Source organism: Bifidobacterium sp., from assembly GCF_050874245.1.
In the GTDB taxonomy this organism is placed as follows: domain Bacteria; phylum Actinomycetota; class Actinomycetes; order Actinomycetales; family Bifidobacteriaceae; genus Bifidobacterium.
The window spans coordinates 1-14361 of the sequence record NZ_JBNMKH010000015.1 but is presented as its reverse complement, the minus strand read 5'-3'; the positions used below and the strand labels follow the sequence as shown (position 1 = coordinate 14361).

Annotated in this window: 10 protein-coding genes; 6 read left to right on the top strand and 4 right to left on the bottom strand. The window is 61.9% G+C overall.

Translation table 11 applies throughout. The features are described from left to right. Positions 1-349: 349 nt before the first annotated feature. A complete protein-coding gene (locus tag ACR0P8_RS03025) occupies positions 350-775 on the top strand; it encodes a GNAT family N-acetyltransferase (protein WP_432623542.1) in 426 nt (141 codons plus the stop codon). 168 nt (positions 776-943) lie between these two features. On the opposite strand, the gene ACR0P8_RS03020 is transcribed toward ACR0P8_RS03025, so the two are convergent. Continuing rightward, on the bottom strand, positions 944-2539 hold the full coding sequence (locus ACR0P8_RS03020) for a phosphatase PAP2 family protein (protein WP_432623540.1): 1596 nt from the start codon (positions 2537-2539) through the stop codon (positions 944-946). A gap of 205 nt (positions 2540-2744) precedes the next feature. Here ACR0P8_RS03020 and ACR0P8_RS03015 point away from each other — a divergent pair, with 205 nt between their 5' ends. Beyond that, positions 2745-4190 (top strand): MFS transporter, encoded by a 1446-nt coding sequence (locus tag ACR0P8_RS03015; RefSeq protein WP_432623538.1) that lies wholly within the window; start codon positions 2745-2747, stop codon positions 4188-4190. Positions 4191-4268: 78 nt separating this feature from the next. Here ACR0P8_RS03015 and ACR0P8_RS03010 read toward each other — a convergent pair whose 3' ends face one another. From ACR0P8_RS03010 to ACR0P8_RS03000, 3 genes are all read right to left on the bottom strand, one after another. Beyond that, a complete protein-coding gene (locus ACR0P8_RS03010; RefSeq protein ID WP_432623536.1) occupies positions 4269-4988 on the bottom strand; it encodes a methyltransferase domain-containing protein in 720 nt (239 codons plus the stop codon). Between the two features lie 370 nt (positions 4989-5358). Further along, positions 5359-6546 (bottom strand): glycerate kinase family protein, encoded by a 1188-nt coding sequence (locus tag ACR0P8_RS03005; RefSeq protein ID WP_432623534.1) that lies wholly within the window; start codon positions 6544-6546, stop codon positions 5359-5361. A 3-nt stretch (positions 6547-6549) separates the two neighbouring features. Then, entirely contained in the window at positions 6550-7128 is a 579-nt protein-coding gene (locus tag ACR0P8_RS03000) for a TetR/AcrR family transcriptional regulator (protein ID WP_432623532.1), read from the bottom strand. 234 nt (positions 7129-7362) lie between these two features. Here ACR0P8_RS03000 and ACR0P8_RS02995 point away from each other — a divergent pair, with 234 nt between their 5' ends. The 4 genes from ACR0P8_RS02995 to ACR0P8_RS02980 all read left to right on the top strand — a co-directional run bounded on the left by ACR0P8_RS02995 (position 7363) and on the right by ACR0P8_RS02980 (position 14262). Further along, positions 7363-9609 carry an exo-alpha-(1->6)-L-arabinopyranosidase gene (locus tag ACR0P8_RS02995; protein WP_432623530.1) on the top strand — a complete coding sequence of 749 codons (2247 nt, stop codon included), beginning with the start codon at positions 7363-7365 and terminating at the stop codon, positions 9607-9609. Between the two features lie 161 nt (positions 9610-9770). Further along, positions 9771-10382, top strand: coding sequence for a MarR family winged helix-turn-helix transcriptional regulator (locus ACR0P8_RS02990; RefSeq protein ID WP_432623567.1), 612 nt, complete (start codon positions 9771-9773; stop codon positions 10380-10382). Beyond that, the gene (locus ACR0P8_RS02985) at positions 10379-12190 is read left to right on the top strand and encodes an ABC transporter ATP-binding protein (protein WP_432623528.1); all 1812 of its coding nucleotides are present in this window, start codon (positions 10379-10381) and stop codon (positions 12188-12190) included. The genes ACR0P8_RS02990 and ACR0P8_RS02985 overlap by 4 nt, the downstream gene beginning before the upstream one ends. A gap of 41 nt (positions 12191-12231) precedes the next feature. Beyond that, positions 12232-14262 (top strand): ABC transporter ATP-binding protein, encoded by a 2031-nt coding sequence (locus ACR0P8_RS02980; protein WP_432623565.1) that lies wholly within the window; start codon positions 12232-12234, stop codon positions 14260-14262. Positions 14263-14361: the final 99 nt, after the last annotated feature.

Genomic DNA, 14361 nt, shown 5'->3' with positions numbered 1-14361 from the left:
CACTTGGTATTTTACGATGATTCAGGTAATTTCACAAATCGCCGCAGCGCATGTCGCGCATATTGTGGGCATCGCTCGTATGGGCGGTTCTACAATGACTTCTTGGTTGCCGTATCGGCTCCGTGCATGCATACGGGCCGGGTCGCGGCAAGGTCCGGTCTTTCCGTAGGCGGTTTTCGGGTTCCGTAGGTGGTTGGGGCCGAATGCCTGCCGAAGGAATGGCTTGAATAAAGCCGTTCCTCATCCCCGATACCACCGGCGACCACCTACGGAACAGTGAAACCCCCTACGGAATCTCGCCATGACACATCGGTTACGGCTCACCGGGGTTCGAAAAGGAAGGAATAGCATGATACGACAGGCGACATCTGCGGATATCGCGGCGATTGCCGCGACCTACGAGGACCTGCTGACCTACGAGCAGAAGCATGGAGGCGATTCCCATTGGGAATTGGGCGTATACCCGACGATCGCTGTGCCGAAGCGCGCCGTGCCCGCAGGGGAGATGGTCGTGCTGGAAGAGGATGGTGAGATCCGTGCCAGCATGATATTGAACCATGCCCAGCCCGCGGAATACGCCGACGTGGCATGGCGGTATCCCGGCGAAGGCGAGGATGTGCTTGTCGTGCATACGCTGTGCGTGCCGCCGCGGTTCGCGGGCCACGGGTATGGAAGCCGGATGGTGCAATACGCGACGGAATATGCGGCCGGGCACGGCTGCGCGGTCGTCCGTCTCGACACCTATGCGCATAATGAGCCGGCGAAACGCCTGTAACAACGGTGCGGATTCCGCATCGCAGGGTGGGGGAAGGCTCTGCTTCAGGGGCTTATAGAGGAGAATCAGGTGTATCTGGAGTACAAGCTGCAATGAGCATCGGCGTCGTTGCCGTTCCAATAGGTAAGTGAAGGTCGGACCTCCCATAGGGTGACCCGACCTATTGCCTTACGCGCGTCGGCGGGTCAGCATCAATCCGATGCCGAGCATGAGGCAGGCAACCATCATGCTCGCCGGAGCCAGCATGTCCGAGCCGGTGTTCGCAATGGTTTTGGTGGTGCCGGCAGCGGCATCATTGCTTCCATTCGAGGAGTCGGAATCGGCCGAACCGTTCTCGCACACCACGGAGGCAACGGCCTGCCCCGGCTCCACCTTGACCACGGAACCGTCTGCGGACAGCGTCACTTTGGCGCTGTAGGCGGCGGCGAGATTCAGCCGCTGATAGCCGTTCGAACTTGCATCCAACGGTTCGCCGGAATCAATCTCCGTAGCGGCCAGCACGGCCCTCCGCTGTTCGGCGTTCAACGTCGGGAACGCGGTGATCAACAGATTTTCCGCGCCTTCCGGTACGACGGCGGCCTTGCCGGTGGCGGAGGTCGGCTTGAATCCGTAGCTCATGCGTGCTTGGTAGGCGGCCAATGCCGATGTGCGGTTGGTCACCGGCTGTGTGCTGAAATCGTCGGTGAAATCGTTGGTGTATCCGCCGCTCGGCTTGGAGGAATCAGCGGAATTCGCGTTCAACGCGGTCACGCAATTCTGCACGGTCGTCGGATCATCCGCCGCGCGGGTAACGATATTGGCGCCCACGCAACGCTTCGCCATATACGCTTGCATCTCTTGATATGCCGGCATCAGCTTGTCGTTGCGGAACTGTTCATCGGACCAACGCGTCGCGAGCCCGGCCTCGCCGAGAATGCGCCCGCTCACCAGATCGAGCGGGTAATGCACGCCGATGATCAGACGATTGTTGGCCGCCTCCGATGCGCGCGTCAGAATTTCCGGCGCAAGCTGCGGCAGCAGCGTGGCCAGCCCTATGCCGCCGGCATAGGCGACGATGGTATGCCCGGAGGGAAACGATCCGGTGGACACGAGCGAATCGTAGCCGGGATCATGCTGATTGCCGGAACCGTCCGTCCATTCCGGCAGGCGGATGATGTCCTCGGTCTTCGGCAGTCCCGCCTCCACGTAGCCGCCGTTCGTGCGGTCCGCGAACGGGCGCGGATGGACGTACTTCTTCTTCACGGCGGAACTCTTCACGTAATTCGAAAGCAGCGCGGTCCGGTCATGTCCGGAGGCGGCGCCGTCCTGAGGCTGCTTGACCAGCAGCGTCGTGGACAGCGGCAGGTCGCCCCGTTCGATGCCCTCGCTCAGAAACTCGCCCAAGGTGGAGCCGAGCGCATCGGGGTACGTCTCCTCGAAGAGAAGATCGCTGTCCTTCAACGCTCGCTGCTGCTGCGCGTTGAGCGGAGCGTCGTTGCCGGTCCGCCCCTCGTTGGCCTTATGGTTCACCGAAACCGCGGCGTCGCTGTTCGCCCTGAGCACGTCCGCATTGACCACGTGGCCATAGAGACCCGTGGCGGGCTTGGTGAGATCCGGCTGGTAATAGTTGCCGAAATCGCTGAGCAGCGCCGTATAGTCCGGCTGGCTCGTATCTGAGGGGTACGGTTCAGCACATTGCGCCTGCACGGTGACGCCCAGCGCCATGACGGCCGCGGCCGCCGCCGCGATGCCGCCGCGCAACACAAGCAACGGTGTCCTTCTCATCAGTCTCTCCTTATACTGATGCGCACCCTTCGTAATCGGCACGCTTTCATCTCATCATAGGCAGCAGGTGCAATCGGAGGCGTGTCCGAATGCGCGCATGCAATTTCGCGTAACTTTTCCTCCCTAGATATAGGCGAGGCAATACGATATGCGGATATCGCCGGCGGACGTCAACGCCGACGACACCAACACGACAAGGAGAACCGTGAGCATCCACGACGAACGACACAACCATCGGACAACACCGGCAGCCAGCTCCGCCGGCACCATGAGCGAAGGCAGACTCACCATCGTGGTGGTGGCGCTCGCCATCCTCACCTTCCTCGGCATTCTGTCCGAAACGTCGCTCAACATCGCGTACTCCACGCTGATGGGGGAGTTCGCCATCTCCGCCGACGTGGTGCAATGGCTCACCACCGGCTACCTGCTACTGCTGTCCATCGCCATTCCGACCTCGCCGTTCATGGTGCGCACGTTCCCCACCAAAGGCCTGTTCGTCACCGCGGTGGCGCTGTTCTCGGCCGGCACGGTGGTCGGCGCGCTCGCCGTGAACTTTCCGATGCTGCTCGCGGCGCGGCTCATCATGGCGCTGGGCACTGGAGTCTCCTTGCCGCTGCTGACCAACATCATCCTGGAGAAAGCGCCGTTCAACAGGCGCGGCATGATGCTTGGACTGGTCAGTCTGGTGACCTGCGCGGCCCCTGCCATCGGTCCGGTGTTCGGCGGGCTCGTCATGGAATTCCTCAACTGGCATTGGATCTTCTACACGATGATTCCGTTTCTTATTCTCTCCCTCGTGCTGGGATGCGCCACCGTCCCCGACATCCGCCATGGCGGGAAGGGCTACCTGTCGGTGCCGTCGCTGATATTGGTGGCGATTGGGTTGGCCGGCATCATCGTGGCTGCGAGCTTCTTCGCGCAGTGGAATGGCGATTGGCGGTTCTGGACGGTGCTTGCCGGCGCGATCGTGGTGCTGGGCGTGTTCGCGGCCGTGCAGCTCAAGATGGAGCATCCGCTGATCGAGGTGCGTACGTTCGCATTTCCCGGATTCACATTGGGTATGCTGATTCTGCTGATGTCGTCCGGCGGAGTGCTCGGCGTGAACTTCCTGCTGCCGATTCTATTGCAGCGCGGACTCGGCCACACCAGCATGATCGCAGCCCTGATCCTGCTGCCGGGTGCCGTGGTCGGCGCGATTTCCGCGCCGTTGATCGGAGGTGCGCTGAAAGCGCATTTTCCGCCGAAATTCATCGCCTGCGGTTTTGTCGGCGTGGCCATCATGGATATCGTGATGATGCTCGGCGGCGCGCATGAATGGGCCGTCGCGATCGCCTACGCGCTGTTCATGGCCGCATCCGGATTCGTGCTCGTGCCCGACCAGACGCATGCGCTGAACCAGCTGCCGGCTGCGATGAACGCCGACGGTTCCGCGGTGATGAACACCGTGCAGCAGCTCGCCGGCGCCATCGGCACCGCGGTCGCGTCCACGCTGATCGCCGAATTTTCCGCAGTGAACCGTGCCGCGGGCATGAAGTCCGCGGCCGCCTACGTCGCCGGGTTTTCCACCAGCATGTGGGTGTTCTTCGGCATGGCCGTGACGGGTGAGATCCTGGCCCTGCTCATGTTCCGCTTCTCCAAGCGCGCCGCATAGCCGGTCATGCGCGGCTCAGGCGAGCGGCCGGTTGATGATGCCGTGTACCCGCCTAAGCCGAGTCGATAGTCGTGCGTGTCAGCGCTTGCGCAGGGTGATGGCGATGGTGTTGAGATACTCGAGCGCGCCTGCCTCAACGGCCGCTCGGTCGCCGTCCGCGTATGCGTTGTTGCAAGCCAGCCAATCGTTCCACGCTTCGGCGGTGCAATGCATCTCATGCATGTCGATGATGTCGATGCCGGATGTGAGCGAAATCATCGCCCGCCACCAATCGATGTCGTGCATGTATTCGAGCTGCTCGGGCGTCCACGACTTGAGCAGACAATCGGGCAACGCGTCATGGCAATCGTGTTTCATGCCAGGAATCGATAGGTACAGCATGCCCCCGTTCTTGACGTACGGCAACAGTCTCGTGCCAAGATACTGCGGATCACGTCCGTAGTAGTTGTACGAATCGATGCTGATTACCGCGTCGAAGAAACCATGGCCGAACGGCAGGCCCCGCGAGGCATCGGCTTTGACGGGGTGGATGGTTTTGGCGGGAATGCCGAGTCCGTCGAAAAACCTCCGGTTGTCATCCGGATCGCTCCACAGATCGACGGCGTAGACGTCGAGATGGTATTCACGGGCGAGCATCGCGCTGGTGATGCCGGTTCCTGATCCAAGATCGCATACCGTCGAACCGGCGGGGATTCCGGCGTCGGCAAGGAGCTCTTCGCAGAGTTTGAGGGGATTCGGACCCATGATTTTGGATCGGATAAGGGTCTGATCGAATGTGTTCGCTTTCGAAAAACGCATGATTGTTCCTTGTTCTGTATGTCATTGAAATATCGATTACGAATAAATCAAAGGGTGAAACGGGCATGCCAAAACCGAGCCATATGCCTCCGCGAAGTGTGGATGCATAACGGTGGCAAGCCGTTCCTTACAGAACAATGACCAAAAAGCAGTCCTTATGTCGGTGCGGCAGACTGAGTGCCTGCTCTTTCGCCCAGATTACTCTCGTACGCGTACAGCGACGGGACCGGGTGATGCACGTTGAATATTGTCTGTTTGCTCGACACGAAAGACCATTGCGGCATCGGCTTTTAGTGAATGTTCATGACGCTACGCCAGTGTGATCGGCCAAAATATGATTCTGGTCAATCATGACCGAATCGATGTGGTTTCAACGCACATACTTGCACGCGACGCTCAGCAGCCCGGCGATCGCGGCGCAGGTGGCTTCCACGTTGCGTTCCGTGTCGGCGAGCAGTTGCGGCAGGGCGGCTGGGCCCGGCGCGATGCCGAACGTCGCGACGATGCCGGCTTCACGCAATGCGGCCATGGTCTGCGGATCCCGCGTCACCTTGCCTCCGATGGCGATGACCGGTTTGCCTTGCGATTTCGCCAGCCGTGCGATGCCGCTCGGCACTTTGCCATAGGGCGTCTGTCCGTCGATCGATCCTTCGCCGGTGATCACGATATCGGCCCACGCGCAGGCTTCGCGCGCATGCAGCACATCGAGTGCCAGCTCGATGCCGGGACGCATGGACGCGTTGAACAGGCCCAGCATGCCACCGCCGGTACCACCTGCCGCGCCCGCCCCAGGCCGATTCGCGATCATGCGGCCGTTCAGCGCCTCGATGGCGTCGGCAAGCTGGGCAAGACCGGTGTCAAGCGTCGTCACTTGCTGCGCATCCGCGCCTTTCTGCGGCGCGAACACGGCGGCGGCGCCGTCCGGCCCGGTCAGCGGATTGGTGACGTCGCATGCCAATATGATCGGGATGTTTCGTACGTCGTCGGAAACCTCGGCGTCGTCGATGCGGGCAAGCCGGGGGAGTGCGCCGCCGCCAAGCGGCAGCTCGCAATCGTCCGCATCAAGGAAACGATAGCCGAGCGCTCGGGCCAGGCCAGTGCCGCCGTCGGTGGTGGCGCTGCCGCCCAATCCAAGTACGATGCGTTCCGCTCCGGCGTCGATCGCGGCGCGAATCAGCTCGCCGGTGCCGAAAGTGGACGCCGCTAACGGATCGCGGTCGGCGGGAGAGATGCGCTCGATGCCACTCGCTGCAGCCAACTCGACCACCGCGGTGCGCGGATTCTCTCCATCGTGGGATGTTCCGAAACCACCCTCGCCAAGGAATCCATATCGTGTGATGATCGGCCGGCCCAGCGCGTCATGCGCGTGCTCCGATTGCAATTCGCCGCCGGTGGCCTGGACCAGCGCGTCGGTCAATCCCTCGCCGCCATCGGACAATGGCATCATGCGGCATTCGGCGTCGGGATCGCCGGCCGCCACGCCCCGGCGCATCGCCTCAGCCACGGCCTGTGCGGAAGCGGCCTCCTTGAACGAATCCGGTGCCAGCAGATAGCGCATGGCCTACCGGTAGCCCTCCCACTGGGGCAGGGGGAACAGCATCTCCTCGCAGTCGGCCCACATCTTGACGAGGTCACGGCCCGGCACGCGCAGCCAGCGCAGTTGCACGCCATCCATCATGGAGAATCCCGCGCGCAGCAACTGCTCGGCGTCGACGCCTTCGGGTAGATACCAGCGGATGTTCTTGGCCACGCCGACGACTCGTTCCTCACGCTCGGCGAAATAGTCATGTGCGGGATGGCTCGGGTCAAGCGCTTCGGCGCTGAGCGTGGAGAACATGTGCACGAGCTCCGGTCGCTTGGCGTTGATGGCGATGGTCCGACGCCACATTTCCGCGATCGTTGGCTTGCTCAGGGTCAGCATGTCGGACACGACGTTTTCGGTACCGCGGTCGAACATGCCGTCGAGCACCGCCATGAGCAGGCCCTCCTTGCTGCCGACGTAATGCAGTACGCCCGCCTTGGTGAGCTTCACCCGATCCGCGATCCTCTGCAGCGAGGTGCCGTAATAGCCGAATTTTCCAAAATATTCGATCGCCGCATTGAGGATTTCGCTTCTACGGTCGACTTCATCGTTGGCCATATCGCGCTATTCTCCCATCTTTATCGCCGGCAATACATACATGCCATGGTCATTCTTCACTCGGCAACCTACTGTATGGTCGGTTAGCCACCTTTTCAAGGTGGTTGGCGTGTCGTATGGCGGAGTTTGATAAAGTACTTACCAATCGGTTGGTAGATAGCTCGGAGCTGAGCTGTTGCCGGAACCGACCGAGACCGCAGACAAACGAACACCATACCTATGAAAGAGGCGCATATGAACGACACCGCATACCCTTCCGTCGACGATCTGACGCTTGAGGAGAAGGCCTCGTTGACGTCCGGCGGCGACGCCTGGCACCTGCAGGGCGTCGAATCCAAAGGCATCCCCGGCTACATGATCACCGACGGTCCGCACGGACTGCGCAAGTCCCTGGCGTCCAGCACCGGCGAAACCGACCTGAACGACTCCGTGCCGGCCACCTGCTTCCCGCCGGCCGCCGGACTGTCCAGCTCCTGGAATCCGGACCTCATCCATCAGGTGGGCGAAGCCATGGCCGAGGAATGCATCCAGGAGAAGGTCGCCGTCATCCTCGGACCCGGTGTCAACATCAAGCGCAATCCGCTTGGCGGCCGTTGCTTCGAATACTGGTCCGAAGACCCGTATCTGGCCGGCCATGAGGCCGTCGGCATCGTCGCCGGCGTGCAGTCTAAGGGCGTGGGCACCTCGCTCAAGCACTTCGCCGCCAACAACCAGGAGACCGACCGCCTGCGCATCAGCGCCAACATCTCCCAGCGCGCGCTGCGCGAGATCTACTTCCCGGCCTTCGAGCACATCGTCAAGACCGCCCAGCCGTGGACCATCATGTGCTCCTACAACCGCATCAACGACGTGCACTCCGCGCAGAACCGCTGGCTGCTCACCGACGTGCTGCGCGACGAATGGGGATATCAAGGCATCGTCATGAGCGACTGGGGCGCCGACCACGACCGCGTCGCCTCCCTCAACGCTGGACTCAACCTCGAAATGCCGCCGAGCTACACGGACGACCAGATCGTGTACGCCGCCCGCGACGGCCGCATCCAGCCGGAACAGCTCGACCGCATGGCTCAGGGCATGATCGACCTCGTGAACAAGACGCGCGCCGCCATGAGCGTCGAGGGCTACCGCTTCGACGTGGACGCCCACAACGAGGTGGCCCACCAGGCCGCCATCGAATCCATGGTGCTGCTCAAGAACGACGACGCCATCCTGCCGGTCGCCAAAGACGCCAGAATCGCGGTCATCGGCGAATTCGCTCGCACCCCGCGCTACCAGGGCGGCGGCTCTTCGCACATCACCCCGACCAAGATGACCAGCTTCCTCGACACCCTCGCCGAACGAGGCGTGAACGCTTCGTTCGCCCCTGGCTTCACCCTCGATCTCGAACCGGCCGACGCCGAACTCGAAACCGAAGCCGTCGACACCGCCAAGGGCGCCGACGTGGTGCTCATGTTCCTGGGACTTCCCGAAGCCGCGGAATCCGAAGGCTTCGACCGCGAAACCCTCGACCTCCCAGCCAAGCAGATCGAACTGCTCGAAGCCGTCGCCGCGGAAAACAAGAACATCGTGGTCGTGCTCTCCAACGGCTCCGTCGTCTCCGTGGCCCCCTGGGCGCACGACGCCAAAGGCATCCTCGAATCCTGGCTGCTCGGCCAGGCCGGTGGTCCGGCGCTCGCCGACGTGATCTTCGGCGAGGTCAGCCCCTCCGGCAAACTCGCGCAGACCGTGCCGATGGACATCAACGACGACCCGAGCATGATCAACTGGCCGGGCGAGGAGGGGCACGTCGATTACGGCGAAGGCGTGTTCGTCGGCTACCGCTACTACGACACCTACGGCAAGGCCGTCGACTATCCGTTCGGCTACGGCCTGAGCTACGCCACCTTCGAGATCTCCGACGTCAAGGCGGAGAAGACCGGCGCCAACACCGCCCGCGTCAGCGCGACCGTCACCAACACCTCCGATGTGGACGCCGCCGAAACCGTGCAGGTCTACGTGGCTCCGGGCAAAGCCGCCGTGGCCCGCCCAAGGCATGAGCTCAAGGGATTCCGCAAAGTGTTCCTCAAGGGCGGCGAATCGGCCGAGGTCTCCTTCGATCTGGACGAGCGCGCCTTCGCCTACTGGTCCGAGAAATTCGACGACTGGCATGTGGAGGCCGGCGAATACGGCATCGAGGTCGGCACGTCCAGCCGCGACATCGCAGACGTTGCCACGGTGTCGCTCGACGGCGACGGCAAGGCCCTGCCGCTGACCGAGTGGTCCACGTTCGGCGAATGGTCCGACGACCCGGTCGGCTCCAAGGTGGTGGCCGCCGTATACGCGGCCGGCGAGAGCGGCGAGCTGCCGAAGCTGCCCGACAACGACATGATGCGCATGTTCCTCAAGTCCATGCCGATCAACTCCATGCCGATGCTCATGAGCGATGGTGGCAAGAAGATCACCGCCTTCATGCTGGCCGAATACGCCAAGATCACCCGATAGCAAGACGTGGGGCGATTGCGGGCCGGGACTGATTCGCGTTGTGCGACGCGGATCGGTTCCGGCCCTTTTGCGTGCGCGCATGCGGGGGTATGGTGTGATTGGTCGTCGTGCGACACACTTGAATGTTGCATGTACAACTGTTGTACATGCAACGTATTATGATGTGCTCCGTGACATCAGAGACAGCCAATGAGGAATCGTCGGTCAGTCCACAGCTGGTCGAGATTTGGGAAAACGACCGGTGCAAGCCGCCGAGCGTGGCCATCCGGGCATTGCACAACGTCATCAACCGGTACCTGTACGTCACCCGACCCGAACAGGTGAAGGACGTCAGTGGCGGGAACATCGACATCATCGTGTTCCTCGACCATCACGAGGGCGAAGAGATCTTTCCCCAGGACGTCGAACGTCGTTTCGGCGTGACGCGTTCCACGGCGAGCCGCGTGCTCGCGCTGATGGAACGCAAGGGACTGGTCGCGCGCGAGTCGGTGCCACGGGACGCGCGCCTGAAAAGAATCGTGCTGACGGACAAGTCGCGTGCCATCGCCAAAGCGTTGCGGAGCAACGCGAAACAGATGGAGAACAAGCTGCTGGCGCGGCTGAGCGACACCGAGATCAGGCAATTCATGCACACGCTCGACGTGATGCAGACCAACTTGGTCAGCACCGGCACCATAGGTGACGAAAGCAGATATTCACGGTTGGATATCGACGAGGTATGCCGTCAACAAGACGAGCGGCAAGATGACGAAGAAGGAAAGGAACAACGGTGACGACAGCAACACAGGCCGCGGCTCAGACCGAACGGCCGAAACAACATCTGATACGCACGCTGGGGCGATCCCTGCGCGAATACAAGAAAGCCAGCATCCTCACCCCGGTGTTCGTGGCCATCGAAGGCGTGCTGGAGATCCTCATCCCCACGGTGATGGCATCGCTCATCGACGAGGGCATCAGCGGCGGCAGCATGCCGTCCATCATCAAATTCGGCCTGATTCTGCTGGTATGCTCGGTATGCTCGCTCACCGCCGGCTTCCTCGCGGGAAAGCTCGCCGCGATCGCCGGCGCCGGCTTCGCCAAGAACCTGCGCCACGACGAGTTCGAGAAGGTGCAGGGCTTCAGCTTCACCAACATCGACCGGTTCTCCACAGGCTCGATCATCACCAGGCTCACCACCGATGTGACCAACCTGCAGAACGCCTACTCCATGATCATCCGATTGGGCGTGCGCGCCCCGATCATGGTGATCGTGGCCTGGATCTTCTCGTTCCGCATCAGCCCGTCGATCTCGCTGGTGTTCCTGGCGTGCATTCCGATCCTCGCCATCGGCCTGTGCGGCCTGGCGGTGTACGTGCACCCGGTGTTCGAGCGCGTGTTCCACACGTACGACAAGCTCAACAACGTGGTCGACGAGAACCTGCAGGGCATCCGCGTGGTCAAGTCCTACACCCGCGAATCGCATGAGATCAGCAAGTTCGGCCGCATCTCCCAGCGCATCTACAAGGACTTCAGCAAAGCCGACCATGTGATGAGCTTCAACAACCCGCTCATGATGGTCTGCATCTACGCCACCATGCTGCTGATCGCATGGATGGGCTCGCAGCAGATCGTGGCCTCCGGCAACAACGCGGCGTTCGGACTGACCACCGGCGATCTGACCGCACTGGTCACTTACGCCATGCAGATCCTCATGGCCATGATGATGCTGTCCATGATTTTCGTGATGTGCATCATCTCCCAAGCCTCCGCGGAACGCATCTGCCAGGTGCTCAACGAGGAAAGCACGGTGACCAATCCGTCCGAGCCGGTCAAGCAGGTCGCCGATGGCTCCATCGAATTCGACCATGTCACCTTCCGCTATTCCGACAATTCCGAAAAGCCGGTGCTTGACGACATCAACCTCACGATTCGTTCCGGCATGACCGTCGGCATCGTCGGCGGCACCGGCTCGGCCAAGTCCAGCCTGGTGCAGCTCGTGCCACGCCTGTATGACGTGACCGACGGTTCGCTCAAGGTCGGCGGCATCGACGTACGCGACTACGATATGGAGACCCTGCGCGACCAAGTCGCCATGGTGCTGCAGAAGAACGTGCTGTTCTCCGGCACCATCGCCGACAACCTGCGTTGGGGTAATCCGAACGCCACCGACGAGGAGATCCGCCACGCCTGCCAGCTCGCGCAGGCCGACGGCTTCATCCAGGAATTCCCCGACAAGTACGACACCTACATCGAACAGGGCGGCACCAACGTCTCCGGCGGCCAGCGCCAGCGCCTGTGCATCGCCCGCGCGCTGCTGAAGAAGCCGAAGATCCTGATCCTCGATGATTCCACTTCGGCCGTCGACACCAAGACCGACAAGCTGATCCGCGAGGCGTTCCACCACGAGATCCCCGACACCACGAAGATCATCATCGCCCAGCGCGTCGCCTCCGTGCAGGAATCCGACATGATCCTCGTCATGGACCAAGGCCGCATCATGGCCTCCGGCACGCATGAGCAGCTGCTGAAGACCTGTGACGAATACCGGTCCATCTACGAGTCGCAGACCAAGAACCAGGCCCAGCCTGAAGAACTGAAGTGAAAGGAGGAACGACAATGACTGAGAAAAACGCTGAGAAAACCATGCAAACCAAGCCGGGTAATAAGCCGGGCGTCAAGGCGGGTGCAAAGCCGCCAATGGAGAAAGCCGCACCCGGAACCACCAAGCGCATCTTCGGCTACATCTTCCAATACAAGTGGCACGTCGTGGCGATCGTGCTATGCATCCTGATTGGTGCGGCCGCGCAAGCAGGATCCGCACTGTTCCTGCAATCCCTGATCGACAGCTACATCCTGCCTCTGGTCGGCGTGAAGAACCCCGACTGGAACCCGCTGCTGCGCGCCCTGACGTTGATGGCCTGCCTCTACGCGGCCGGCACCTTCTGCAGCTGGCTGTGGCAGTGGCTCATCGTCACCGTCGAACAAGGCACCCTGAAGAAGATCCGCGACGACATGTTCGCCCACCAGCAGACGCTGCCGATCCGCTACTTCGACACCAACGAGCACGGCGACATCATGAGCCGCTACACCAACGACACCGACACCCTGCGCCAGGCCATCAGCCAGTCCTTCCCGCAGATGTTCTCGTCCGCGATCTCCGCGCTGGCCGCTCTGGTCTCCATGCTGTGGCTGTCCGTGCCGGTCACCGTGTTCGTACTCGTGTTCGCCGTGATTCTGTTCGTGGTCGTGCGCGCCATCGTCTCCCGTTCCGGCCGCTACTTCGTCAAGCAGCAGATGTGGATCGGCGACGTGAACGCCTTCGTCGAGGAAGCCGTCAACGGCCAGAAGGTCATCAAGGTCTTCAACCATGAGGACGCCACGCAGAAGACCTTCGACGAAAAGAACGAGGAACTGTTCCACGCCTCCGCCGAAGCAAACACCTGGGGCAACGTGACCATGCCGGTCGTGGGCAACATGGGCTACATCCTCTACATCCTGCTCGCCATCGTCGGCGGCGCCATGGCGCTGTCCGGCGTGGGCAACTTCGGTCTTTCCGGCGCAGGCAAGCTCACCCTCGGAACCCTGGTCTCTTTGCTGACCCTGTCCCGCTCCTTCGTCAACCCGCTCGGCCAGGTCTCCATGCAGTTCAACATGGTGATGATGGCACTCGCCGGCGCTTCCCGCATCTTCCAGCTGATGGACGAGAAGCCCGAGGACGACGGCGGCTCCGTGACGCTCGTCAACGTCGAGCTCGGCGAGGACGGCCGTACCATGACCGAAGTGGACCACGAAACCGGCCACTGGGCTTGGAAGCGTGAGAAAGGCGACGACGGCACCCGTTCCCTGAAGGCCGCGCAGTCGCTGAGCCCGAAGGCCGCAGAAGTGGCAAGGAAGGCACGCGAGAACGCGATCACCTCGCCGGACGGCCGCCTGACCCTGCTGCAGGGCGACGTGCGTTTCACCGACGTGACCTTCGGCTACAACCCGGACAAGCCCGTGCTGCACGACATCACTTGGTTCGCCAAGCCTGGCCAGAAGGTCGCGCTCGTCGGCGCCACCGGTGCCGGCAAGACCACGGTGACCAACCTGATCAACCGCTTCTACGACATCCAGGAAGGCATGATCCTGTACGACGGCATTTCCGTCAAGGGCATCCGCAAGCCCGACCTGCGCAAGTCGCTCGGCATCGTGCTGCAGGACGTGAACCTGTTCACCGGCACCGTGATGGACAACATCCGCTACGGCAGGCTCGACGCCACCGACGAGGAATGCATTGCCGCCGCCAAGCTCACCAACGCGGACAGCTTCATCCGCATGCTGCCCAACGGCTACCAAACCGTGCTCGAAGGCGACGGTTCCGGCCTGTCCCAAGGCCAGCGCCAGCTGATCTCCATCGCCCGTGCCGCAGTGGCCGATCCGCCGGCCATGATCCTCGACGAGGCCACCTCGTCCATCGACACCCGTACCGAGGAAGTGGTGCAGGCCGGCATGGACAACCTCATGAAGGGACGCACCGTGTTTGTGATCGCGCACCGCCTGTCCACCGTGCGCAACTCCGACGTGATCATGGTGCTCGACCATGGCCGCATCATCGAGCGCGGTTCGCACGACGAGCTCATCGCGCAGAAGGGCGAGTACTACCAGCTGTACACGGGCGCCGTGGAACTGGAGTAATTCCTTCTGTCTCATCCTTGTCCTGTTCCTGGTGGAATGGGACGGGTTGAGCGGTAACAGTTAACGAATGAAAGGGCTGTGCGGGAGCCACATATGTGG